Origin of the sequence: Roseomonas sp. KE2513 (assembly GCF_016107305.1) — a bacterium.
Classification (GTDB): domain Bacteria; phylum Pseudomonadota; class Alphaproteobacteria; order Acetobacterales; family Acetobacteraceae; genus Roseomonas.
In genome coordinates this window covers 205,624-228,587 of sequence record NZ_RCVR01000005.1, presented here as the reverse complement: position 1 = coordinate 228,587, position 22,964 = coordinate 205,624, and the positions used below count along the sequence as shown (strand labels likewise).

Here is a 22,964-nt window from a genome sequence, read left to right as displayed (position 1 = left end):
CCCACGGCGCGCAATGGCCCCGAAAGCGCTTAGGCGATCCAACGACCATCATGGTAGGGAAGCCCGCCCGCGATGGTTTTCCGCCCGCACCCGCTTGATCCGGCCGCGCAACCCCGCAACCCTGGCGGCATGTCACGGCAAGACCCCGGCAGCGATCCGGCCCATATCTGGGCCGGCGTCACGCGTTTCCTGGAAGGGCGCATCCCACCGGGCGGAAAGGTCGTCGCGCCCGAAGCGCTGTCCGCGGCGCTCGGCCCTCTGTCGCCACCCGATCCTGCGGACCTGCCGGACTGGGCCGTTGTCTCCCTCGCTGAGGCCGACTCCCTCCCGCCCGCCCTCCTGCGCCGCCTGCTCGCGGAAACCACGCCCGTCTTCGCCGACGACGCCCACATCGTCTTCGCCCGCCGCCCGACCTTTGGCCTGCCCAACCTGCGGGGCGCGGCGGCGGTGCAAAGCCTGGCCGCGCGCCCCGCAGGCAGCCCGCCGGCATCGAGGGGGTCAGGCCTTCCGGCCGCCACACCGCCCACTCTGGGCGTCCCTCCAACGGCACCCGGCCACGCGCCCAACCCTCCGCCAGGTCCTCCACCCGGCTCTCCCCTGGGTCGCCCCCCTCTGCCCGCCTCCCTTCCGCCTCGTCCGGTGCCCTTCGCCGTCCAGCCCTTCGCGCCTCCCGCCCCCGCGGAGGAACGCTTCGCACCGGTGCCGCCCCCCTTCGACCCGCCACCCTTCCCTGCCCCAAGTGCGGAGGAACGCTTCGCGCCGGTGCCGCCGCCCTTCGACCGGCCACCCTTCCCTGCCCCGAGCGCGGAGGAACGCTTCCCGCCGGTGCCGCCGCCCTTCGAGTTGCCGCCTGTCCCAACACCCGCCGCCGAGGAGCACCCCGCCTCGGTGCCCGCGCCCGTTGGCGCGCCGCCCCTCCCCGCCCCACCCGTCGCGGACGAGGCCGATCCGCCACCGGTCCACCCAAGCGCCACCCCGCCCATTGCGGCGGACCGCTCAACGCCTCAGCCACCGGTCTTCGAGCCGGTGGATCTCCCTCCTCCCGTCGCGCCGCCGGAAGAGCCCCGCGCGATCGACCCGCTGCCCGACGCCGCGGAAGCCGAGCCCGCCGCACCGCCACGCGAAGCGGCACTGACCAACCCGCGCCCCGCCACCCTCATGTTGCCGGCCGGCCCTCCCGCCCACATCCACGCCGCCCCGCCGCTCTCGCCGCAACTCGTCCTCAACGCCCCGCCCTCAAAAGGCGGCCCGGGTTGGGGCGGCCTCCCCCTGCGCGTCGAGGCACTTCTTAGCCCCCTCCAGGGCCGCCGTATTGGCGCGGCTGGCGCCCATGCGAACGGCACCGCCATGGCCCTCGCCGCAGCCTCGCTCCCGCCTGCCGCCATGCTCTTCAGCGCTGCCGGAGACCTGCCGGAGGCCGCGCTCGACGCCGCCCTGCTCCTCACCGAGGACGACCCGGGCACCGTGGCCGTGAGGATCGCCCGCCTGTTGCGCCCCGGTGGCTTGGCCCTCCTGGTGGCGGAGAACGCGGGATCGCTCGGCCGCCGCCTCGCCACAGCCCTCGGTCGTCCCGTCCCGCCCGGCGGGAGCACGGCAGAGGCCCTGCGCGGGGCGGCCCATGCCGCCGGCCTCCAGCCGCTGCGCCTCGAGGGCCACTCGCTCGACGCCTGGCGCGCCACCGCCGACGCGCCGCCCTACGGGCTCGGCCCCGTGGATGCCGCCGCCGCGCTTCTCGAGGAGGCCGGCCAGGACGCCGGCCCCCGCCACGCCGCCTGGCTCCTCCTCCTCGCCCGCAAGCCCTGATGGCCCGATAGCCCCGCTCGTGTAGTCTGCGCGCCGAGAACGGAGGGAAGGCCCGGCGCATGACCTGGTCCATCGTTGCCCACGACCCCGCCACGGGCGCCTTCGCCGTGGCCGTCACCACCTGCAGCTTCGCGGTCGGCGCCTCCTGCCCGCATGTCAGGGCGGGGGTCGGCGCCGTCTCCACCCAGTCCTTCACCAACCGCTATCTTGGCCCCGCCGTGCTCGACGGCATGGCGCGCGGCCTGCCGCCGGGCGCGGCGATCGAGGGCGCGCTGGCCGGCGACGAGGGCCGTCACCTCCGCCAGGTCCACGCCGTCGACCGCTTCGGCCGCAGCGCCGCCTTCACCGGCGCGAATTGCGTGGAATGGGCCGGCGACCACGCCGTGGCCGGCTTCTCGGTGGCTGGGAACATGCTGGCAGGCCCGGGCGTGGTGAACGACACGGTCGCCGCCTTCACGATCAACGCCGACATGCCCCTGCCCGAGCGCCTCTCCCTCGCCCTCGATGCCGGCGAGGCCGCGGGGGGCGACCGCCGCGGCCGCCAGTCCGCCGCCATGCGGCTGGTCACGACCGAGGACTTCCCCGACCTCGATATCCGCGTGGACGACCACCCGGAGCCGCTGGCCGAGCTGCGGCGCCTCCTTGCCATCTGGCGCCGCGACCGCGCGCCCTTCCTCGACCGTCAGCCGCGGAAGGGAAACCCCAGCGGCATCGCCGACATGGAGGCGATCGAGGCCGCCTGGAACGCGGCCGGGCTAGACCTCCGCTTCAGGCGCTAGGCGCGGCGGCGCTCACGCCGCCCTCGCGCCGCTCAGCCCGGCCTGGGCTTGGAACTCCGCCGCCGACATGGGCTTGCCGAAGAGATAGCCCTGCGCCTCCTCGCAGCCCTCCGCCCGCAGCATGGAGAGCTGCCCCTCCTCCTCCACGCCCTCGGCATTGGTGATCACGTCCAGCGCGCTGCCCAGCGCGATCACCGCCCGCAGCAGCGCCACCGCCTTGGGGTCCTTCTCCAGGTGCCGGATGAAGGAACGGTCCACCTTGATCTTGTCGAAGCGGAAGCGCTGCAAGGTCGCGAGGGAGGAATAGCCCGTCCCGAAATCATCCATCGCCAGCCGCACCCCGAGGCTCCGCAGGCGCGAGAGGATGGCCAGCGTTTCCGCCGTGTTCGTCAGCATCGTCGCTTCGGTGATCTCCAGCTCCAGCCGTTCGGGTGGCAGGCCGGAGCGGGAGAGCGCGCGCTCCACCGTCCCCACGAATCCCGCCTGCCGCACCTGAATCGGCGAGACGTTCACCGCGAGATGCAGCCCACCCCACCCCCGTGCGACTTGGCAGGCCTCCTCCAGCACCCAGGCGCCGATCGGCACGATCAGCCCGGTCTCCTCCGCCAGCGGGATAAAGACGTCGGGTCCGACGAGCCCGCGCTGCGGATGGTACCAGCGCAGCAGCGCCTCCGCCCCCTTGATCCGCCGCGTCGCGGTCGAGACCTGCGGCTGGAACAGGATTGTCAGCTCCTGCCGCTCCATCGCGAGCCGCAGGTCCGCAATCAGCGCGCGCCGCGTGCGCAGCCGCTCGTCCAGGCCCGGCTCGAAGATCCGTAGGCAGGACCCGCCCGCCGCCTTCGCCTGGTAGAGCGCGAGATCCGCATCCTGCAGCAGGGCTTCCGGGCGGTCGTCGAAGCCGTGCGGTGGCAGCACCGCCGCCCCGATCGAGAGCCCGATCGCCCGGTGCTCCGGCCCCACGGGTACCGGGCCCTCCATCGCGCCCAGCAGCCGCGCAGCGAAGCCCGAGAGCGCCGCCGGCCCGTCCAGCCCGGGCGCGACGAGCACGAACTCGTCGCCCCCGATCCGGGCCAGCGTGTCGGTCGCGCGCAGACAACCCCGCAGCCGCGCAGCCACCACTCGCAGCACCTCGTCGCCCGCCGCATGGCCCAGCGTATCGTTCACCTCCTTGAAGTGGTCGAGATCCATCGCGAAGACGACCAGCCCCAGGCCGTCCCGCCGCGCCGCGGCGAAGGCCAAGTCCAGCCTGTCACCCAGCAGCGCCCGGTTGGGCAGGCCGGTCAGCCCGTCGAAATTGGCGAGCCAGCGCAGGCGCTCCGAAAGCCGGGTGCGCTCGGCGGCGGCATCGCGGAAGGTGGTGCAGGCCTGGGTCAGCTCGACCAGCTCCCGCGAGGCGCCGCGCGGGGGCGGCGGGATCTGCACGGCGGCATCACCCTGGCCGAGCCGGCTCAGCGCCTCTGTCAGCGCCGCGAGCATGGACGCCAGCCGCCGCGCGGAGAGAACCGTGACGGCCGCAAGCGCCATGAGCACGGCCGCCGCCACACCACTGAGAACCCGGAAACGCCGCTCGATGGCCGCGAGGCCGGGTTCGGCCGGCCGAAGCAGCAGCGCGGCGCGGGGAGGCGGCGTCGTTGCCGGGCGGGCTGCCGCGCCGAGCACCCCTTTCCGCGCGGCCGGGCCGTCGAGCGGAACGAGGGCCGCGATAAGGTCCCGGTGCTCGGCAGTCAGGAAGCCGGTGGCTGCCCACCGCCCTTGCTGGGCCATTCGCAGCCAAGCCGACGGCAGTTCGGGCAACGCTTCCTTATCGCCGGATGGGTCGATGCCCCGGACCTCCTCACCGGAAACGAGCGCGAACCGGCCGGAAGGCCCCAGCATCCGCCTCGCTGCCGCGGGGTCGAGAAAGGCGGTCAGGCGCAATTCCGCCCAACCGCCACCCGGAAGATCGTAGAAGGCCGTGGCACTCGCGAGGGCCAGTTCCGGTGCCGGGCTCCCGTGCTGCGCCACCCAGCGCCGCGGCGGGCCGCCCGGGGTTGTCGCCGTCGCCTCCACGGTGCGGATCGCCGGATCGGCGCGGCGCAGGTCGGCTAGCAGCCGCGACAGGAATTCCCCGCCGGCAAAAGGGGCCTCCGCCCTGGCCGCCCGAGCAAGTTCCTCCCGCAGCAGCCCCTCGCGCGCGAGGACGCCGGCGAGGCCCGCCAGTCCCGACCGGGCCCCCGCGACCTCTGCTTCAAGCCTCGCGGCCGCGGCCCGGAGCGCACCGCCCGCCGCCGGCCCGCCCAGGTCCCGCAGGATTCGCGGCACCCCCACCAGCAGCACCAGCACGCAGATTAGCGAGGGCGCGACCGAGAGGACGATCAGCCGCGTCCGCAAGGTCTGCAAGGGAAAGAGCCGCCCTGCCATTGCCCGAGTCCCATGCCGTTCAGGCGGGGATGGTCGCAGGGCGGCCTTGATTGACGGTTAAGCCCGCTGCCCCCAGAGGGCAGGTCCGTCAGGAAGCGTGGCGCACCGGCTCCGGCCCGGGCAGTTCCACCGCGATCGCGAGGGTGGACAGATCGCCCCCGCGCTCGAGCGAGACGTTCACCCTCTCCGGATCGATCGACACGTGCCGCGCCACCAGCTCCACGATCTCGCGCTGGAGCTTCGGCAGGAAGTCCTCGCCCTTGCGCGAGATGCGCTCATGAGCGAGCACGATCTGCAGCCGCTCCTTCGCCTGTGGAGCAGTAGCAGGCGCCTCTTCCTTCTTGTCGCGGAAGAAGTTCAGCCAGCTCATGCAGCCCTCCCGCCAAACAGGCGCGAGAAGAAGCCCTTCTTCTCGTAATCCGTGAAGCGCATCTTCCGGTCCTCGCCCAGGAAGCGGGCGACCGCGTCCTTGTAGGCCTGGCCGGCGGGCGAGGGCTCGTCCAGGATCACGGGGTTGCCCGTGTTGGAGGCCTTCAGCACGCTCTCGCTCTCCGGGATGACGCCCAGCAAGGGGATGCGCAGGATGTCCTGGATGTCGTCCAGCTTCAGCATCTCGCCCCGCTCCACCCGGTTCGGGTCGTAACGCGTGACGAGAAGGTGCTCCTTCACCGGATCCTTCTTCTCCTCGGCGCGCTTCGACTTCGACTGGAGCACGCCCAGGATCCGGTCGCTGTCGCGGACGGAGGAGACCTCCGGGTTCGTCACCACGATCGCCTGGTCGGCGAAGTAGAGAGCGAGCAGCGCGCCCTTCTCGATGCCCGCCGGGCTGTCGCAGAGGATGTAGTCGAAGTCCTTCGACAGCTCGTCGATGACGGTCTGCACGCCCTCCTTCGTCAGCGCATCCTTGTCCCGCGTCTGGCTGGCCGGCAGGATCGACAGCGTATCGACCCGCTTGTCGCGGATCAGCGCCTGGCTCAGCCGCGCCTCGCCGCTGATGACGTTCACGATGTCGAACACCACCCGCCGCTCGACCCCCATGATGAGGTCGAGGTTGCGCAGGCCGACGTCGAAGTCGATCACCACCGTCTTCTTGCCGGTCTGCGCCAGCCCTGTCGCGAACGCTGCCGAGGACGTGGTCTTGCCCACGCCCCCCTTGCCCGAAGTCACCACGATCACTTGCGCCATGCGCAGATCTCCGCCCCCTTGAACCCTGGTCCGCCCGGCAGGCCGCGTCTTTCGCACGCCCGACGAGGCCCCTGCAAAGGGCTTCTCGCCAGAGCCTGCGCCCCTCTCAGCCCAGCTTGTCGAACCGCATGCTCTCGCCGATGAGGCAGACCTGAACCGGCCTGCCCAGCGGCGCGTCCCCCAGCCCGTCCCGGACGGCATAGTAGCCGGCGATCGAGACGAGCTCGGGCTCGAAATTCAGTGCGAAGATGCGCGCCGTCCGGTTCTCCGCCCCGCCCGCGATCGCGCGGCCCTTGAGCGTGCCGTAGACATGGACGTTTCCGTCCGCGATCACCTCGGCCCCCGGATTGACCGTGCCGCGAATGATGAGGTCGCAGCCCTGCGCCCAGATCCGCTGCCCCGCGCGCACCGCCTGGTCCACCACCATCGTCGGCTGCCAGCCCGAGGGAGGCGGCGGCAGCTCCGGCATCGGCTGCGGCTCGGGCGCGGGCTCGACGGCCGCGACCGGCGCCGGCTGCTCGCCGCCCGCCGCGCGCAGCGGCGGCAGCCCCGCCGCCTGCGCGGCCGCGCGCAGCTCCGTCACGCCGCCCGTGGTGCCGATGGGCGCGATCTGCACCGCGCGGAGCTGGGCCGTCAGATGGGCGAAATCCGGCGCCGCGGCGGGGTCCAGGTCATCCAGCCCGAGGACGATCGGGGCATTCCGCAGAAAACCGGGCGCGCGGCGGAACTGGTCCGCAAGCGCAGGCACGATCACCTCCACCCGCGGGTCCAGCAGGCGCAGGACCAGAAGGTTGAAATTCGCCCCGCGCAGCCGGAACGGCTCCAATCGGGCTTCGGACGCGGGAGAGGACATTCTGAAAAGAAGGTTCCCAGATCGTTAAGTCGTCGGCTCACATTACAGCGAACTCCGCCGCAGGCGAAGCCTTGCATGCCGCTTCTCGCGAAGGGAGTTTGCGCGCCCTACATCGACGCGAGCGAGCCATGAGCGAGAAAACGCGCCCCCGGCGGGCGGATTACCGCCATTTCCTGCCCATTCCCACGCGCTGGGGCGACAACGACGCCTACGCGCATATCAACAACACCGTCTATTATTCCTTCTTCGACACTGTCGTCTCACGATTCCTCCTTACCTCCGGCGCCATCGACCTTAAGACCTCCCCCGTGATCGGCGTGGTGGTGGAGACCGGCTGCCGCTATCTCGCCCCCGTCTCCTTCCCCGACCTCGTCACCGCCGGCCTGCGCGTCGCCCGCCTCGGCCGCACCTCAATCCGCTACGAGATCGGCATCTTCCGCAACGAGGAGGAGACCGCGAGCGCCGAGGGCCATTTCATCCACGTCTATGTGGACCGCGAGACCCAAACGGTGCCGACCCCGCTTCCCCAGGCGCTGATCGATGCCGTCACGCCCCTGCTGGTCGCGCCCTAGCGCCGCCCCGGCTCCGGCATGAAGCGCACCCCGGCCAGCGCTATCCTGCCGCCGGCCGCCGGCAGCGCGTCCACTGGGTTCCCGCGGGCGAGCAAGCAGGCCCCCCCCGCGCCGGAGGCCAGCGGGTGGTTCGTCACCACCGTTCCCTTGCGGGCGGTGACAGGATGCTTCTCGGTCATGATCCCCTCCTCATGCCGGGTCCTCCGCCACGGCCACCGCCGCCGCGCGCGGCCAGCCCAGCCGCACCGCCATCCCCTCCGCCGGCATCAACGGAATGCGCCAGGACGGCACCTGCACCTTCAGCACGCCAAGATCCGCCGTCCCGACGGTGATCGAGAACTCGGTGCCGAGATAGGACCAGGCCGCGATCCGCCCCTCCACCACGTTCTCCTCCGCCGCCCCCTCCGGCAGCACGGCGATCTTCTCTGGCCGCAGCGAGAGCAGCGCCCGCCCCGGCCGCGCGGCGCCCACGCCCAGCACCCGCGTGCCGCCGCGGCGGAGCACGATGCCGCCCGCATCCCGCTCCGCCTCGCCCTCGATGAAGTTCGACCGGCCCAGGAACCCCGCCACGAAGCGCGTCGCCGGCCGCTCATACAACTCGCGCGGCGCCCCCACCTGCACCAGCCGCCCCTCGTTGAGGATGGCGATCTCGTCGGAAAGGCTCAGCGCCTCCTCCTGGTCGTGCGTCACGTTGATGAAGGTGCGCCCGACCCGCCGGTGCAGCGCCTTCAGCTCGTCCTGCAGCTCCGCCCGCAACTTCTTGTCGAGCGCCGAGAGCGGCTCGTCCAGCAGCAGCAGCGCCGGGTCGAACACGAGCGCCCGCGCCAGCGCCACCCGCTGCTGCTGCCCGCCCGAGAGCTGCGCCGGCCGCCGGTCCGCGAACCGATCGAGCTGCACAAGGTCGAGCGTCGCCCGCACCCGCGCCTCCCGCTCCGCCCGACCGAGCCGCCGCACCCGCAGCGGAAAGGCCACGTTCTCCGCCACCGTCATGTGCGGGAACAGCGCATAGCCCTGGAACACCATCCCGAACTCGCGCCGCTCCGGCGGCACGGCGGTGATGTCGCGCCCGTCCAGCAGCACGCGCCCCGCGCTCGGCTCCACGAAGCCCGCGATCATCATCAGGATCGTCGTCTTGCCCGAGCCCGAGGGGCCGAGCAGCGTCAGGAAGCGCCCGCTGCCCACCTCCAAAGAGGCCTCCGCCACCGCCACGAAGTCGCCGTAGCGCCGGGAGATCCCCTGCAGAGACAGCGCATGCCCCGCCCGCCCGCTCACGCCGCCAGGCCCCGCCGCGGCGCGGGGTTCGGATCGGGCCGCAAGGGCGGCGGAAGCGGCATCGTCAGTAGCCCCGGGCGGGATCGTAGAGGTTGGGCAGCGGCCCGCCCGCCTCGAAGCCGAGAATCGCCTCCGCCACGTAGCGGGCCCTCGCCTCCCGCCGCGCCACGCTCGCGACATGCGGCGTTACCGTGACCTTCGGATGGGACCAGAGCGGGCTCTCGGCCGGAAGCGGCTCGGGGTCGAAGACGTCCAGCACCGCGCCGGAGACCTGCCCCGAATCGAGCGCCGCCACAAGGTCCGGCACCACCACATGCCCGCCCCGCGCGGCGTTCACGAAGCCCGCCCCGGGCCGCAGCCGCGCCAGCAGCCCCGCATTCACGATCCCCGCCGTTTCGGGCGTCGAGGGCAGCAGGCAAACAAGCACGTCCGAGCGCACGAGGAAGGCATCCAGCTCCTCCGCGCCCGCGAAACTCTCCACCCCCTCCAGCGCCTTGCGGCTGCGCGACCACCCGATCACACGGTAACCCAGCCCCCGCAGCATCGGCACCGCGGCAGCCCCCAGCGAGCCCATCCCCATGATGCCCACCGTCAGGTCGCGCGCCGTGTCCTCCCCTACCTTATAGTCCCAGCGCCGCTCCGCTTGGGCGATCGCGAAGGTCCGCCCGTGCCGCAGCAGCGTCAGGCAGGCCCAGGCGAGGTATTCCCCCATCCTCTGCCCCGGCTCCTCGCCACCCATCCGCACCAGCGGCACATGGCTCGGCCAGGAGGGGTCGGCCGTGATGTGGTCCACCCCCGCCCCGAGCGAGAAGATCGCATTTAACCTCGGCAACCCCGCGAGCCAGCCCGGCGGCGGCCCCCAGGTGAGCACGTAGCGCACCTCTTCCGGCCGTACCTCCGGCGCGTCGAAGGGCCTGGCCGCCAGCCCCGGGCACATCCTCTCCAACAGGTCGCACCAGGCCTGGCGCGTCCGCGCGCCCTCCACCCTCACGAGAAGCATCAGCTCAGCCCGTGCCGGAACCGGAGGGCAAAGGGCAATCGCCCGCTGCTGAACCTTGCACCATCCATCATTCCCTTCTGCCGACCCCCGCCGCGGGGCGCCCACGGTGCCGTGCGGGCAAGCCCCATACCACGGCACCAGCCGAGGCAAGGCACCATCGGCTTGTTTCGATAAAGGAAAGGATACGTTTTCCATTGATCAGGCCGTTGCGGGAGCGGTAAATAAGCTACTCACGGTTTCGTGAGCTTCCCGAGCTACCCATCCATGCGGTGCAGGCACCCCGACGATGACCCGACCCGACCGGAAGGCCAACCACCCCCGCCGCCCGACCCGCGCCACGCTTCCCGGTGGAGTCTTCGCCCTTCTCCGCTACCTCATCGCCCAGGCTCGCTACCGGCCGGAGCGCCACTACATGCGCGGCCGCAGCGAAGCCCCGCGCGCGACCGGGAACGGTTAAGAGACCGGAAACCATCGCTGCCTAGCCTGCGGGGATGGAAACTCGAGGCGGCACATCCCCTGAAGGCGCCCCCGCGGCCCCGCGCATGCTCCGCGAGGACCACCGGGACCGCTTTCTCACCTTTGCCTTCGCCGCCGCCGACCTCCTGGTCGAGACCGGGCCGCACGCCACCATTACCTTCGCCGCCGGCGCCTTCCGCCACCACCTCGGCGAGGCGCCCGAGGCCTTCGTCGGCCGCCCCGTATACGACCTCATCGCCATCGACGAGCGCGGCGCCCTCCGCATGGCCATGCAGCTCCTTGCGGCCCGCGGGCGCCTGCCGCCCACGGCCGTCCGGCTAAACAACGCGGCCGGCACGCCCTTCTCCATCGCCGGCCTCGCCCCGGCCGGCGCGAACGGCCAGTTCTGCCTGACCTTCGGGCCCCTGCCCGCCCCGCCGCGCAGCACGGACATCGCGGGGGGCGCGGCCTTCGCCCAGGCCGCGGCCGGCATGGTGCGGGCTTCGGGGCGCGGCTCCCTTGCCGTCATCGACCTGCCGGACGACGTCCGCCGCGGCATCCCCGGCCGCCCGGGCCTGGAACGGGAACTCGACGCCGCAGTGCTGGCGGGCTCCGGCAGCGGCCTGGCGGGCCGCCTCTCCCCCGGGCGCTACGGCCTGCTCCTCCCGCGGGAGGCGGACATGCACAGCCTCGACGGCATCACCGCCGGGCTGGAGGCGGCGCTTCTCTCGCACGACATCCCCGCGCAGGTGCGGACCGCAAGCCTGCCGCTGGACGCCTCCTCGCTGACGCCCGCCCAGGCGACACGAGCCCTGCGGCAGGCGCTCTCCAACTTCGCCGGCAACGGCATCGCCGGCATCGCGCAAGGCGGACTGACGGGCGCGCTGCGCGACATCGCCGCCCAGGCCGGCAGCGTGCGCCGCGCCATCGGCGAGCGCCGCTTCGAGCTGCTCTACCAGCCCATCGTGAACCTGAAGGACCGCCGCATCCATCACCATGAGGCGTTGCTCCGCCCCACCGGCCTGAACGTCGAGACCTTCATCCGCTGCGCCGAGACCGTTGGCCTGACCGAGGAGGTGGACCTCGCCGTAACCGACCGGGTGCTCGACACCCTGCGCTTCACCCCGGGCGCAAGGATCGCGATGAACATCTCCGGCCTCTCGATGGAAAGCCCGCGCTTCCGCGAAGCCCTGCGGGCCCGGCTCGACGCCCAGAAGAACCTCCTACCCCGCCTCATGGTCGAGCTAACCGAATCCGCGGAGGTGGAGGACGAGACCGAGGCGCGCGCCACGCTCGACATGCTGCGCGACCGCGGCGTGCCGCTGTGCATCGACGATTTCGGCGCCGGCGCCGCCGCCTTCCGCTACCTCCGCAGCTTCCCCGTGAACTGGGTGAAGGTGGATGGCGCCTATGTCCAGAACGCCGTCCGCAGCGAGCGGGACCGCTCCTTCGTCGCCAGCATGGTGGACCTCAGCCTCGCCGTCGGCGCGCGCGTGATCGCCGAGCAGGTCGAGACCGAGGAGCACGCGGCGGTCATGGCCTCGCTCGGCATCGAGCTCGCCCAGGGCTATCTCTTCGCCCGCCCCGGCAAGCTCCCCGCCTCTTCGGGCGTCAGCGCCCCCGCCCGGCGGCGCGTCGCCTGAGCGGCGGCGCCTGCCTCAGCCCCCGTAGCCCGCCTGGCGCGGCAGCCACAGCGCGATCTCCGGGAAGGCGATCAGCAGCCCCGTCCCAGCCGCAAGCATCAGCATGTAGGGGATGATCGAGCGATTCACCTCGGCCAGCGGCGCTCCGGTGATCGCCTTGATCACCACGAGGTTCATCGCCACCGGCGGGCTGATCAGCGCCATCTCCAGCGAGAGCGTCAGCAGCACACCGTACCAGACCTTGTCGATTTCCAGCGCGCCCAGCGAGGGCAGGATAGCCGGCATGGTCAGCAGGATGATGGAGAAGCTCTCCAGCACCAGCCCGAGGACGAACAGCAGCACCATCATCGCGACCAGGAAGCCGGTGCGCGACAGCCCCATCTCCGTCACCAGCGCCGCCAGCTCCTGCGGGATGCGCAGCTTCGTCAGCATGTAGCCGTAGACGGCAGCGCCCGCGATGATCATCAGCAGCATCGCGCTCGTCCGCGTCGCATCCCCCACCCCATCCCAGAGGTCGCGCCAGGTCAGCGTGCGGTAGATGCCAGCCGCGATCAGGATCGCGTAGATCGTCCCCGCCCCCGCCGCCTCGGTGGCCGTGAACACCCCCATGTAGATCCCGCCGAGCACGAAGATCGGCAGCGTCATCGACCAGCCCGCGCGCCTGAGCGAGGTGCCCAGCCGCTCCGGCGGCGGCTCGTCCGCCGGCGCCACCGCCCGCCCCTCGGTGATGAACACATAGGCCGCGAAGACGAACGCCATCATCAGCCCCGGCAGCAGGCCCGCGAGGAACAGCGCCCCCACGCTCGTCTCCGTCACGAAGGCATAGAGCACCATCGGCGCCGAGGGCGGGATGAGGATGCCGAGCGTCCCGCCGCCGGCTACCACCCCGAAAGCCCCGCGCCGCGACATGCCGTAGCGCAGCATCTGCGGGATCGCGATCTTACCGATCGTCAGCGCCGTCGCGACAGACGAACCGCAGATCGCGGCAAAGACCGTGCAGGCGAGCACCGTCGCGATGCCCACCCCGCCCCGCACGTTCCGCAGCATGGCGAAGGCCGCGCCGTAGAGGTCGTTCACCACCCTCCCGCGCACCATCACATGCGCCATCATCATGAAGAGCGGGATGGCCACCAACAGGTAGCCATTGAGGTTACCGATGACGATCTCGCCCAGCGCGGGAATGCCGCCCTCCACCCAGAGCAACACCGCGAGCGGCAGCAGGAACAGCGCCGCGAACATCGGAATGCCGAGATAGAGCAGGCCGATCAGCACGGCCATCAACACGAAGAAGGACATGCGGCGCTACTCCCCGCGCGCCAGCGTGTCGCGCGGCAATTCCTCGTCGCCCGTCGGCAGGTACTCAGGTGTCCCGCCCATGAGCAGCACGATGAGCTGAGCAAGGGAAACCAGCAGCAGCACCGCCGCCCCCACGGGCAGCAACAGTTGCACCCACCATTCCGGGATCTCAGCCACGTCCGTCACCAGCCCGACCATCCTCGAGAAGGCGACCGTCTCCCACCCTGCCCAAAGCAGGATGCCCGAGACGGCGACGACCGAGGCCACGCCCACCACATGCGCCGCCCGCGCCAGCCGCGGCCCCATCCGTCCGACCGCCACATCCACCCCGATGTGCTCGAACCGCCGCTGCGCCTCGGGCGCCGCGAGCAGCACGAGCGCCAGCACCAGCCAGCCCGCTACCTTGTCGATCCAGGGCTGCGGCGCGTGGAAGGCGTAGCGCGCGACCACCGACCCGCCGATCAGCACGAGGCAGACGATCGTGGAGACCGAGGCCAGCCCATAGGCCAGGCGGGAGAGGGTGCCGACCGCTCGCCGCACCTCAGACCGCCCGCAGCAGTTCCAGCAGCCGCGGCCCGTTCTCGGGAGCCTGGCGCAGGAAGGCGTCCATCACCGGCTTCTGCATCACGTCGCGCCACTGAGCCACCTGCTCGGGCGTCTGCACCGTGATCGTCATCCCCTTTTCCCGCAGCTCGCCCACGGCGGCCTCGGCGGTGCGGACGGTCACGTCCACCGCCTCAACCTCCGCCTTCTCCAGCGCCGCCTCGATCACCGAGCGCGCATCGGGCCGCAGCCCGTCCCACCAGCGCGGATTGACGTAGACCTGCGTGGAAACACTGAAGAAGGGCGAGACCGTCCCGTATTTCTGCACCTCGTAGAAGCGGCGCGACACGGCCGCCGAGACATCCGTCAGCCCGGCATCCAAAATGCCCGACTGCAGCGCCCCCACCACCTCCGGCGCCGGCGTCGCGGCCGGGGCAGCCCCCACGGCGGTCAGCGACTGGTCGATGAGTGTGTTGATTCCCCGGATCTTCACGCCCCGGAAGTCCTCGGGGTTGACCAGCGCCTTCCGCCCGGAGGTGAAGATCGCGGAATTCGTGGTGAACAGCCAGGCCACCGAGCGCACCGCCCGCCGCGCCGTGATCCCGTCCAGGAACCGCCGCGCCTCGGATTTCGGGAAGCGCCGGTTCTGCTCCAGCCCCGTGAAGAAGAAGGGCACGGTCTGGGCGGACATCTCGGGGATGGTGTTGCCCCAGGTGAAGTTGGTGGCTACCGCCGCCTCGAAGGCGCCGCGCGCGACGCCCGGGAAGTTCTCGGCCACGCGCGCCAGCTGCTCGGCCGGGAAGACCTGCACGTCCACCGCCCCGTTGCTCCGCGCCTTCACCTCGGCCGCGAAGTTGGCCAGCACCCCGGCGATGTGGTGGGAGGGCGGATACTGGTGCGACAGCCGCATCACCGTCGCCGACTGGGCTGCCGCGGTCCGGATGGCCGGGGCGGAAATTCCTGCCGCCAGCGGCAGGGCGAGGAGATGGCGTCGGTGCATGGTCTTCCTCCGGGGCTCGTTGCCCCGGGGTTTGCGGCGCGCGCCCCCGCCGGTCAAGCGCGCAGCGCGCGGCTCAGTCCCCGCCGAACAGACGCCGCAGCGCCCCCGGCGCGAGCATCGAGAGTGGGTCGAGCCGGAAATCCGGGTCGTCCAGCTTGCCCGTCATGCGGAAATTGGCTGCGAAGATCCCCCCGTTCCGCTCGGCCGTGAAAAGCTGCCCGATCCCGGGAATCCGCCCCAGCGCGCTGTTCAGCGCATAGGAGGGAATGATCGTCCCCCTGAGGTCGTAGCGCTCCGCCTCCCGCAGGATGCGTCCCTCCACCGTCACGCCCAGCGAGGCGGAGACCGCCCGCGCCTCGCGCAGCGTCAGCGCCTGCGGCGTCAGCGTGTAGGGCGCGCTCGCCACGGTGAAGCGCAGCCCCGGCCCGCGCGCCGCCTCCGGGATGCCGTAGATCGAGAGCGCCTGCAGCAGCTTGCCAATGGACGCCGCCTCCCGCACCCCGAAGTCACGCAGCTCCGCCACCCCCGTCAGCGGCGCCCCCGGCGCATTGGACGGCCACTCCCCAGAGGCGTGGAAGGCCCCGTCGTCCACCGCCTCGAACAGCCCGAGGTCGCGCAGCAGGGTGCCAAAACCCGAGGCCCGCACCTCCATCGCCCGCCCCGCGCCGCGCGGCACCACCACCGCCTCGAAGCCGCCGCCGCGCACCCCGCGCCCGCTCGCCCGCAGCTCCCGCAGCACGCCGCGCGCATCCACGAACAGCGCCGCCTGCACCGGCGCCAGCTCCCGCCCCTCGTTCAGGAGCACCCGGTCGAACACGGCATCCACCCGCATCGCCGTCTCGCCGCCGCCTCGCCCGCTGGAGGAAGCGGCGCGTTCCCGCAGCAGCCCGCGCGCGTCGAGCACCGTGCCGCGTACCCGGATGTCCCAGGGATCACCCGGCCCGGTCGGAGAGGCGAAGCGCCCGACGAGCCGGCTCGCCCCCACCCGCGCCTCCAGCACATCGGCCGAGTAGGCGTCGCCGCGACCGAAGGCAACGCCGCCGCGCACGTCCAGCTGCGGTCCCTCGATCCGCACGCCCTCCAGCGCCACGAGCTCGTCGCCCCGGAAGCGCAGGGTCCCCTCTGCCCGGGCCGCGACGCCCGGCGCCTTCGAGTAAAGGAAGGGCGAGAGCGCCAGCCGCGTGTCCCGCAGGTCTGCCCGCACGGCGACCTCCGCCTCGCGCGAGCGGTGACGCTCCACCCCCACCACATAGCCCATCGGCCCCGTTGCATAGGGCGCGGCCTCCACGCCCAGGCGGCGCAGGTCGGCGGCCTCGGCTCGCCCCTCCACCCGCACCCGCTCCGTCACCTGGGAGGGCGGGCCGGGCCGGAAGTCGAGCTGCGCCTCCAGCCGCCCAGGGATGGTGCCGAGCTGCGCGTTGCCAGCCAGCCGCATCCCCGCCAGGTCCACCTGCACGTCGAGATCCGCCCGCTCCACCGGCTGTCCCCGGATGAAGTCGGCGATGCGGCCGTTCATCACCTTCCCCGTGGCGGAGACCGCGATCTCCTCCGTCCGCAGATCCTTCTTCAGCGGCGTGGTCAGCGTCAGCCGCGCGTCCACCATGCCGCCCGCCGCCCCCAGTTCCAGCGGCCGCTTGTCGAACAGGTGCAGCCGCGGATGCCGGATCACGGTCAGCACATCCGCCAGCGGCCCCGTCACCCGCCCGGTGATCTCCGCCTTCTCCGCGTCCACATCGAGGTCGAAGAGCCGCACCCGCGCCTCCGGCAGCGAAAGGCCTGTCCCCGACTGCCGGTTGGCCCGCGCCTGCACGACCACCTCGCCGAGCGAGAAGGTGATCAGCCCGTCCGCCCCCTCGATCGGCGGCACCGGGCGCAGCCAGTGCACCGTCACGCCCTCAGCGCGCAGCGTGCCGTTCACCTCCGTCACGCGCGGGTCGGAAAGGCCGGAACCCATCTCCCCCTTCACCACCCAACGGCCATCCCGCGCCACGCCCGCGGTCAGGTTCTCCACCAGCCAGGAGCGCACGTTCACCGCCAGGTCCGCCGGCCAGTAGCGGTCGAGGTCGGCCACCGCCAGCCAGTCCACCGTCAGCTCGGCCTGCCCGTGCCAGCGGTCCTCCCGCCGGTCCGCGCTCGCCGTCGCGCTGATCCGGGTGGGCCGCCCCGCGGGTCCCCTGGCGGGCAGCGTCAGCTCCAGCCGCTCCAGGCCAAGATGCGTTCCGTCGTTCGTCAGGACCAGTCGCGCCGCCTGGAAGGGCACGCGCCGGTCCGGCGCCACCACCTGCCCTCCCTCGGCCCTCACCTCGGCCCGCCCCGTGAAGCGCCCGTCCCCGAAGTCGTAGCGCCCGCTCAGCCGCGCCCCGAGGTCCGCCTCCAGCACCGAGAGCGGCTTGAGCGAGGGCAGCGCCGCCGCCAGCGCCGCCGGGCTCAGCGCGTCGATCTCGAGCGCCGCCTCCGCCACCGGCGGCTCCCCCGCCGCACGGCCGACGATGCGCACGGGGATCTGCTGCCCCGCCACCAGCAAGGCGCCGGACCCCGCGATGCCCAGCGCCCCGTCCGCGCCGCGGGTGAGAGAGAGCCCGACCTCGTCCAGCGACCAGTTGAAGCGCAGCGGATCGTCGCGCACCTGCACCAGCCCGCTCTCGATCCGCACCTCCTGGAGGGAGGCAAGCGGCGAATCGCTCGCCGGCCCCCGCAGCGCCCGCGCCAACGCCTGCGTCCCCGCCTCCAGGCTCTGCGCCCCGTCCGAGGGCGGCGCCTCGGGCACCGCCGGCGGCACGCCGAGGTCGAGCGCGAGGTCGCCCGCCATGTCCCGCCGCAGCGAGACGAAGGGGTCGCGCAGCAGCACCCGCTCCGGCGCCACCACGCCGTGCAGCAACGGCGCCGCCGCGAGCGTCACCTCCACCGAGGCGAGCGAGGCCCGCGTCGCCCCTTCCAGGTCCGCCACCCGCAACGCATCCAGCCGCAGCTGCAGCGGCGCCGGCCGGCCGTCCTTCCAGCCCTCCCAGGCCACCCAGGCCTGGCCGTAGGTGATGCGCACGCCCGGCGCCATGCCGGTCAGCCGCGCCGCCACCGCGTTGTTCACCGCGGTGATGGAGGGAATCGCCAGCGGCCCCTGCGCCAGCCGCCAGCCGAGCGCCGCCAGCCCCACCCCGATAAGGATCGCGGCGAGCATCGCGAGGCGGAGGACGAAGGAGACCGCCTGCACCGCGCGGCGCCAGGAGTGCCTCCCCACTTGACCAACAAGGCGCCTCACGCGTTGCCTGCTGGGAGATGTCCGACAACGATGCCAGCCGCCGCCGCCCGCCGCCGCCTTTCGACGAGGCGTCCGCGACCCGCCTGAGGGACGACTTCGCCGCGCGCGGGGCCGCCGAGGCCGCCTATGCCGCCACGCCCGCCGGCGCCGCCCTCCTCGGCGCGCTCGGCGGCCACAGCCCCTTCCTGGCCGACCTCGCGCTGCGCGAAGCCACGACGCTGCTCCGCATGGCCGAGCGCGGCGCGGACGCGGCCCTCGCGGCCGCCCTCGACCCGCTCGGCCGCGCCGATCCGGGCGCGAGCTTCACCCAGCTCGGCGCCGTGCTGCGCCAGGCGAAACGCCAGGCCGCACTCATCGCCGCCGCCGCCGACCTCACGGGCGAATGGGGCCTCGACCAGGTGACCGGCGCCCTCTCCACCCTCGCCGAGACCTGCATCGACCTCGCCTGCGCCCACCTCCTGCGGGAGGCCGCAGCGCGTGGCGACATCGCCCTGCCCAACGCCGCGAAGCGCGACGCCCGGAGCGCCAGCAAGGGCTCGGGCCTCGTCGTCCTCGGCATGGGCAAGCTCGGCGGGCGCGAGCTGAACTACTCCTCCGACGTCGATCTGATGGTCCTCTTCGATCCGGCAGCCGCCACCGATCCGGACGCCGCCCAGGCGACCTATGTGCGCCTGGCGCGCGACCTCGTGCGGCTGCTGGAGGAACGCACGGCGGAGGGATACGTCTTCCGGACTGATCTGCGCCTCCGTCCGGACCCGGCCGCGACTCCGCTGGCCGTCTCGATACAGGCGGCGATCACCTATTACGAGAGCTTCGGCCAGAATTGGGAACGGGCCGCCATGCTCAAGGCCCGCCCTGTCGCCGGGGACCGCGCCCTGGCCGAGGGCTTCCTGGCGGAGATCCGCCCCTTTGTCTGGCGCCGCCACCTCGACTTCGCGATGATCGCGGACATCCACTCGATCAAGCGCCAGATCCACGCCGTCCACGGCAGCAAGCGCGGCGCGGGGTCCGAGATCGCCGTCGCGGGGCACGACGTGAAGCTCGGCCGCGGCGGCATCCGGGAGATTGAGTTCACCGCCCAGGTCGCCCAGCTCATCTGGGGTGGCCGAGACCCCAGCCTGCGGGACCCCACCACCCTCGGCGCCCTCGTCGCACTCGCCGCCGCCGGCCGCATGGACCGGCGCGCAGCCGCCGAGCTGGCCGACGCCTACGTCTTCCTCCGCGATGTCGAGCACCGGCTACAGATGGTTGCCGACCGCCAGACCCACCGCCTGCCCGAGGACCCGGACGGCCTCGCCCGCATCGCCTCCTTCATGGGCTCCGACAGCACGGAGGCCTTCTCCGCCGCCCTGACCGGCCATCTGCGCCGCGTCGCCGGCCAGTACTCCCGCCAGTTCGAGGCCGGCCCGCCCCTCAGCCTTCCGGCCGGCGAGAGCTTCGAGGGCGGCAACCTCGTCTTCACCGGCCCCGAGAACGACCCGGCGACGCTCGAAACCCTGCGCGCCATGGGCTACGCGAATCCGACCGGCATCTCCGCCATGGTCCGCGCCTGGCACCACGGCCACCGCCGCGGCACCCGCAGCGCCCGCGCGCGGGAGCTGCTGACCGCCCTCATGCCCGCCCTGCTGGCCGCCTTCGCCCGCCAGCGCGAGCCCGACGCGGCCCTTGCCCGCCTCGACGCCCTGCTGGACCGGCTGCCGGCCGGTGTGCAGGTGCTCAGCCTCCTGCACCGAAACCCCGCCCTGCTCGACCGGATCGCCGGTGTCCTCGGCGCCGCGCCGGCCCTCGCCGACCACCTCGCCCGCGACCCGTCCGCGCTCGAAGGCCTGCTCGCCGGCGGCACGGGCCAGGCAGCATCGGCCATCCCCGCCCTTGTCGGCGCCGCCCGCCACTACGAGGAAGCCCTCGAATCGGTCCGTCGCATGGTGACGGAAGGCCGCTTCGAGGTGGATGTCGCGGCGCTCGAGGGCGCGCTCGACGTGGACGCCGCGGGCATCGCCCGCGCCGAGCTGGCGGAGGCCGCCATTTCCTGCCTTCTCCCCCAGGTGGCGAAGGACTTCGCCACGCGCCACGGCAAGGTCGCCGGCGGGGCGATGGCCGTCGTCGGCATGGGGAAGCTCGGCAGCCGCGAGATGCTGCCGGGCTCGGACCTCGACCTCGTCCTCATCTACGACCACGCCGAGGACGCGAGCGAGAGCGACGGCCCGAAGCCCCTCGCGGTGCCTACCTACTTCGCCCGCCTCGCCGCGCAGTTCGTGGCCGCCCTTACCGCCCCGGGCGCCGAGGGCAAGCCCTACGAGGTGGACATGCGACTCCGCCCCTCCGGCAACAAAGGCCCCGTCGCGGCCAGCATCGCCGCCTTCGAGCGCTACCACGGCCCGAAGGAGGGCGGAGGTCAGGCCTGGACCTGGGAGCGGATGGCCCTCACCCGCGCCCGCCCCGTCGCCGGCCCGCCCGCCCTCCGGAAGCGCATCGCCGAGTGCTGCCGAGGCGCCCTCATTGCCCATGCCGGCCCCCAGGCGGTCGCGGACGCTATCGCCATGCGCGCCCGTATGATCCGCGACCTGCCGCCCGAGGGCCCCTGGGACGTGAAGGCCATTCCCGGCGGCCTGGTGGAGGTGGAGTTCATCGCCCAGGCCCTGCAATGCGCCCATGCCGCAACGCACCCCCGCATCCTCGCCCCCACCACGCGCGACGCTCTCGCCAATCTCGCCCGCGCCGGACTGCTCGATGCAGAGGAGGCGGCCGCGCTGATCCGGGCGGAGCGCTTTTGGCGCACCATGCAATCCCTGCTCCGGCTGACGGTCGGCCGCGTGCGGACCGAGGCCCTGCCACCCGCCTCCGCCCACGCCCTGCTCCGCGCCCTCGCCCCCGCCTGCGAGGAACCGCCCGTTGACCTTCCCGCCCTTCGCGGGCAGATGCGGGACGTTGCGGCCACGGTTCGCTCGGCCTTCGAGCGCCGCCTCGGGCCGCTGCCAGTACGGGGGGCCGCATGATCGAGGTTGGTGACAAGGCGCCGGAATTCGACCTTCCAGCCGCGGGCGGGGTGCGCGCCAGCGCCGCCCTGCTGCGCGGCCGCCGCTATGCCCTCTATTTCTACCCGAAGGCCGATACCTCCGGCTGCACCGTCCAGGCCCAGGGCGTGCAGGAGAACCTCGCCGCCCTGGAGAAGGCCGGTATCACCGTCATCGGCATCTCCCCCGACCCGGTGAAGAAGATCGAGGCCTTCGCGAAGAAGTACGGCCTCACCTTCACCCTCGCCTCCGACGCCGACCAGTCCCTCGCCACCGCCTATGACGCCTGGGTCGAGAAATCGATGTATGGCCGCAAATACATGGGCATGGAGCGCAGCACCTTCCTCGTCTCCGCCGACGGCACGGTCGAGGCCATCTGGCGCAAGGTGAAGCCGGCCGAGCACGCCTCCCTCCTCCTCGGCGCCGCCTGAACCAAGTCCTGGTGAAACAAAGAGGGCACGGGGTGGACACGGCGCGCGTCCTCCCCTTTCCTGCGGCCCACTATCCGACTCAAGGGGCGTAGCATGCGGCGGAACTGGATGAAGTGGGTCATGGTCGCGGCGCTCGCCGCCCCCCTGGCCGCGGCGGACGCGCAGCAGCCGGAGGCCCAGGCCGCCCCGCATGCCTGGCTCTTCGGCAGTTGGACCGGCGGCATCTACCCCGCCACAGAGACCGAGGGTGCCAACTGCGCCGCCCAGCCCACCGTCATCTTCACCCGCGACGTCATCATGCGCGTCTCCGTACTGGAGGTGCCCTACCGCCAGCGCCTGATCGAGACCGTCTCGGGCGGCCCAGACGCCGTCGAGTTCCGAATGGCGCCCCCCGCCGCCGCCATCCCGCCCCTCGGCGGCCGCCTGCCGCCGGACAGCGCCTTCGGCTGCGCCAATCCCAACAGCCTCCGCGTTGAGCGCCGTGGTCCGAACGAGATTGTTTTCCCCAACTGCGCCGAGTTCCCGAGCCCGCTGAAGCGCTGCACCGCCCGCTGAGCCACCCGGCCGTGCCGGAGGATGAGGTACCGCTCCGCCTCACCGCCCACAGCCTTGGCGGACCGGCCCCCGCCCTCCGCCCCGCCCCCGCGCGGCGGGACTGGATGGACGCCACCCCGCAGGGCTTCGCCAATCGCTGCCTGCCGCTGACCATCGCCAATGCCCACGGCTGGGAGGTCGTCGGCGAGGGCGGCTTCGAGGCCTGGTGGAACGGTGGCCCCAACCCGGGGGACATCACCATACGCGCCGAGCGGCCCGGGCGACCCATCCCGGTCAGCCATTTCGGCTCGGCGATCCTCACCTTCCACATCGACCTCGTCTTCCGCACCGATCCCGGCATCAGCCTCTGGGTCTCGGGCCCGCCAAACCTGCCGAAGGACGGGATCTATCCCCTGACCGGCATCGTCGAGACCGACTGGTCCCCCGCCACCTTCACCATGAATTGGCGCTTCACCCGCCCCCGCCACCCCGTCCGCTTCGCCCCGGGCGAGCCTGTCTGCTTCCTCTTTCCCGTGCCGCGAGACCTCATCCCGCGGGTGGAACCCCGCCTCCGCCCCATTACGGACGATCCCGCGCTGGACGCCGCCTATCGCGAATGGTCCACCTCCCGCGCCGGCTTCAACGCCGGCCTGAAGGACCCGAACAGCGAGGCCCGCGCACAGGGCTGGCAGCGCGACTACCACCGCGGCCGCATCGGCGAGAATGCGGCGGAGGCCCACCTCACGCGGCTCCGCCCGAAGCGCTTCGCGCAGGACTGACCGGCGCCGCGGCCTCTGGAGAGGGCGCCGCCCTCTCCAGACCTCACCCGCCAAGGGCCTGAGGCCCCTGGACCCCCATCCCGCTGTCGCGGAACCTTCCTGAACATGCCGTCGCCTCGGGTCTTGGCCCCGAGGCGCACCGGCCACT

General features: G+C 72.6%; 20 protein-coding genes. 9 read left to right on the top strand and 11 right to left on the bottom strand.

Annotated features, from left to right (window positions below; genetic code table 11):
• Positions 1-72: 72 nt before the first annotated feature.
• Both D9599_RS07660 and D9599_RS07655 read left to right on the top strand, forming a co-directional pair.
• A complete protein-coding gene (locus tag D9599_RS07660; RefSeq protein ID WP_198380621.1) occupies positions 73-1,803 on the top strand; it encodes a hypothetical protein in 1,731 nt (576 codons plus the stop codon).
• A 59-nt stretch (positions 1,804-1,862) separates the two neighbouring features.
• Positions 1,863-2,582 carry a DUF1028 domain-containing protein gene (locus D9599_RS07655; RefSeq protein WP_198380620.1) on the top strand — a complete coding sequence of 240 codons (720 nt, stop codon included), beginning with the start codon at positions 1,863-1,865 and terminating at the stop codon, positions 2,580-2,582.
• A gap of 12 nt (positions 2,583-2,594) precedes the next feature.
• Here the strand turns inward: D9599_RS07655 and D9599_RS07650 are convergent, their stop codons facing one another.
• From D9599_RS07650 to minC, 4 genes are all read right to left on the bottom strand, one after another.
• Entirely contained in the window at positions 2,595-4,961 is a 2,367-nt protein-coding gene (locus D9599_RS07650) for a bifunctional diguanylate cyclase/phosphodiesterase (protein ID WP_198380619.1), read from the bottom strand.
• A 109-nt stretch (positions 4,962-5,070) separates the two neighbouring features.
• Positions 5,071-5,352: a cell division topological specificity factor MinE gene (minE, locus tag D9599_RS07645; RefSeq protein ID WP_043831328.1), complete on the bottom strand. Its 282-nt coding sequence runs from the start codon at positions 5,350-5,352 to the stop codon at positions 5,071-5,073.
• Positions 5,349-6,167 (bottom strand): septum site-determining protein MinD, encoded by an 819-nt coding sequence (gene minD, locus D9599_RS07640; RefSeq protein WP_043831330.1) that lies wholly within the window; start codon positions 6,165-6,167, stop codon positions 5,349-5,351. The genes minE and minD overlap by 4 nt, the downstream gene beginning before the upstream one ends.
• Positions 6,168-6,273: 106 nt before the next feature.
• Positions 6,274-7,020, bottom strand: a complete 747-nt coding sequence (gene minC, locus D9599_RS07635) for a septum site-determining protein MinC (RefSeq protein WP_198380618.1) — start codon at positions 7,018-7,020, stop codon at positions 6,274-6,276.
• 128 nt (positions 7,021-7,148) lie between these two features.
• On the opposite strand from minC, the gene D9599_RS07630 reads away from it, so the two are divergent.
• Positions 7,149-7,592 carry a thioesterase family protein gene (locus D9599_RS07630; protein ID WP_198380617.1) on the top strand — a complete coding sequence of 148 codons (444 nt, stop codon included), beginning with the start codon at positions 7,149-7,151 and terminating at the stop codon, positions 7,590-7,592.
• Here the strand turns inward: D9599_RS07630 and D9599_RS07625 are convergent.
• The 3 genes from D9599_RS07625 to D9599_RS07615 form a co-directional block, all read right to left on the bottom strand.
• On the bottom strand, positions 7,589-7,771 hold the full coding sequence (locus D9599_RS07625; protein WP_198380616.1) for a hypothetical protein: 183 nt from the start codon (positions 7,769-7,771) through the stop codon (positions 7,589-7,591). The two genes, D9599_RS07630 and D9599_RS07625, sit on opposite strands and share 4 nt — an antisense overlap.
• A gap of 10 nt (positions 7,772-7,781) precedes the next feature.
• Positions 7,782-8,864 (bottom strand): ABC transporter ATP-binding protein, encoded by a 1,083-nt coding sequence (locus tag D9599_RS07620; protein WP_309228568.1) that lies wholly within the window; start codon positions 8,862-8,864, stop codon positions 7,782-7,784.
• A gap of 64 nt (positions 8,865-8,928) precedes the next feature.
• On the bottom strand, positions 8,929-9,864 hold the full coding sequence (locus D9599_RS07615) for a glyoxylate/hydroxypyruvate reductase A (protein WP_198380614.1): 936 nt from the start codon (positions 9,862-9,864) through the stop codon (positions 8,929-8,931).
• 286 nt (positions 9,865-10,150) lie between these two features.
• Here D9599_RS07615 and D9599_RS07610 point away from each other — a divergent pair, with 286 nt between their 5' ends.
• Both D9599_RS07610 and D9599_RS07605 read left to right on the top strand, forming a co-directional pair.
• On the top strand, positions 10,151-10,321 hold the full coding sequence (locus D9599_RS07610) for a hypothetical protein (RefSeq protein WP_198380613.1): 171 nt from the start codon (positions 10,151-10,153) through the stop codon (positions 10,319-10,321).
• An 85-nt stretch (positions 10,322-10,406) separates the two neighbouring features.
• On the top strand, positions 10,407-11,963 hold the full coding sequence (locus D9599_RS07605; RefSeq protein WP_198380612.1) for an EAL domain-containing protein: 1,557 nt from the start codon (positions 10,407-10,409) through the stop codon (positions 11,961-11,963).
• Between the two features lie 15 nt (positions 11,964-11,978).
• Here D9599_RS07605 and D9599_RS07600 read toward each other — a convergent pair whose 3' ends face one another.
• The 4 genes from D9599_RS07600 to D9599_RS07585 all read right to left on the bottom strand — a co-directional run bounded on the left by D9599_RS07600 (position 11,979) and on the right by D9599_RS07585 (position 18,058).
• Entirely contained in the window at positions 11,979-13,259 is a 1,281-nt protein-coding gene (locus tag D9599_RS07600) for a TRAP transporter large permease (RefSeq protein ID WP_198380611.1), read from the bottom strand.
• Positions 13,260-13,265: 6 nt separating this feature from the next.
• Positions 13,266-13,799 carry a TRAP transporter small permease gene (locus D9599_RS07595; protein WP_198380610.1) on the bottom strand — a complete coding sequence of 178 codons (534 nt, stop codon included), beginning with the start codon at positions 13,797-13,799 and terminating at the stop codon, positions 13,266-13,268.
• 1 nt (position 13,800) lies between these two features.
• A complete protein-coding gene (dctP, locus tag D9599_RS07590) occupies positions 13,801-14,802 on the bottom strand; it encodes a TRAP transporter substrate-binding protein DctP (RefSeq protein WP_198380609.1) in 1,002 nt (333 codons plus the stop codon).
• 73 nt (positions 14,803-14,875) lie between these two features.
• The gene (locus tag D9599_RS07585; RefSeq protein ID WP_198380608.1) at positions 14,876-18,058 is read right to left on the bottom strand and encodes a DUF3971 domain-containing protein; all 3,183 of its coding nucleotides are present in this window, start codon (positions 18,056-18,058) and stop codon (positions 14,876-14,878) included.
• Positions 18,059-18,075: 17 nt separating this feature from the next.
• Here D9599_RS07585 and D9599_RS07580 point away from each other — a divergent pair, with 17 nt between their 5' ends.
• From D9599_RS07580 to D9599_RS07565, 4 genes are all read left to right on the top strand, one after another.
• Positions 18,076-21,054, top strand: a complete 2,979-nt coding sequence (locus tag D9599_RS07580; protein ID WP_198380607.1) for a bifunctional [glutamine synthetase] adenylyltransferase/[glutamine synthetase]-adenylyl-L-tyrosine phosphorylase — start codon at positions 18,076-18,078, stop codon at positions 21,052-21,054.
• Entirely contained in the window at positions 21,051-21,503 is a 453-nt protein-coding gene (gene bcp / locus D9599_RS07575) for a thioredoxin-dependent thiol peroxidase (RefSeq protein ID WP_198380606.1), read from the top strand. The genes D9599_RS07580 and bcp overlap by 4 nt, the downstream gene beginning before the upstream one ends.
• 93 nt (positions 21,504-21,596) lie before the next feature.
• Complete coding sequence (locus D9599_RS07570; RefSeq protein ID WP_198380605.1) at positions 21,597-22,058, top strand: hypothetical protein; 462 nt, start codon at positions 21,597-21,599, stop codon at positions 22,056-22,058.
• A gap of 11 nt (positions 22,059-22,069) precedes the next feature.
• Complete coding sequence (locus D9599_RS07565; protein WP_198380604.1) at positions 22,070-22,816, top strand: DUF6065 family protein; 747 nt, start codon at positions 22,070-22,072, stop codon at positions 22,814-22,816.
• Positions 22,817-22,964 lie beyond the last annotated feature (148 nt).

What these genes read in the sequence shown, in the direction of transcription:
- D9599_RS07660 (WP_198380621.1), top strand. Translation starts at nt 73, where the DNA reads ATGGTTTTCCGCCCGCACCCGCTTGATCCGGCCGCGCAACCCCGCAAC.
- D9599_RS07655 (WP_198380620.1), top strand. Translation starts at nt 1,863, where the DNA reads ATGACCTGGTCCATCGTTGCCCACGACCCCGCCACGGGCGCCTTCGCC.
- minE (WP_043831328.1), bottom strand. Translation starts at nt 5,352, where the DNA reads ATGAGCTGGCTGAACTTCTTCCGCGACAAGAAGGAAGAGGCGCCTGCT.
- minD (WP_043831330.1), bottom strand. Translation starts at nt 6,167, where the DNA reads ATGGCGCAAGTGATCGTGGTGACTTCGGGCAAGGGGGGCGTGGGCAAG.
- minC (WP_198380618.1), bottom strand. Translation starts at nt 7,020, where the DNA reads ATGTCCTCTCCCGCGTCCGAAGCCCGATTGGAGCCGTTCCGGCTGCGC.
- D9599_RS07630 (WP_198380617.1), top strand. Translation starts at nt 7,149, where the DNA reads ATGAGCGAGAAAACGCGCCCCCGGCGGGCGGATTACCGCCATTTCCTG.
- D9599_RS07625 (WP_198380616.1), bottom strand. Translation starts at nt 7,771, where the DNA reads ATGACCGAGAAGCATCCTGTCACCGCCCGCAAGGGAACGGTGGTGACG.
- D9599_RS07615 (WP_198380614.1), bottom strand. Translation starts at nt 9,864, where the DNA reads ATGCTTCTCGTGAGGGTGGAGGGCGCGCGGACGCGCCAGGCCTGGTGC.
- D9599_RS07610 (WP_198380613.1), top strand. Translation starts at nt 10,151, where the DNA reads ATGACCCGACCCGACCGGAAGGCCAACCACCCCCGCCGCCCGACCCGC.
- D9599_RS07605 (WP_198380612.1), top strand. Translation starts at nt 10,407, where the DNA reads ATGCTCCGCGAGGACCACCGGGACCGCTTTCTCACCTTTGCCTTCGCC.
- D9599_RS07600 (WP_198380611.1), bottom strand. Translation starts at nt 13,259, where the DNA reads ATGTCCTTCTTCGTGTTGATGGCCGTGCTGATCGGCCTGCTCTATCTC.
- dctP (WP_198380609.1), bottom strand. Translation starts at nt 14,802, where the DNA reads ATGCACCGACGCCATCTCCTCGCCCTGCCGCTGGCGGCAGGAATTTCC.
- D9599_RS07580 (WP_198380607.1), top strand. Translation starts at nt 18,076, where the DNA reads ATGTCCGACAACGATGCCAGCCGCCGCCGCCCGCCGCCGCCTTTCGAC.
- bcp (WP_198380606.1), top strand. Translation starts at nt 21,051, where the DNA reads ATGATCGAGGTTGGTGACAAGGCGCCGGAATTCGACCTTCCAGCCGCG.
- D9599_RS07570 (WP_198380605.1), top strand. Translation starts at nt 21,597, where the DNA reads ATGCGGCGGAACTGGATGAAGTGGGTCATGGTCGCGGCGCTCGCCGCC.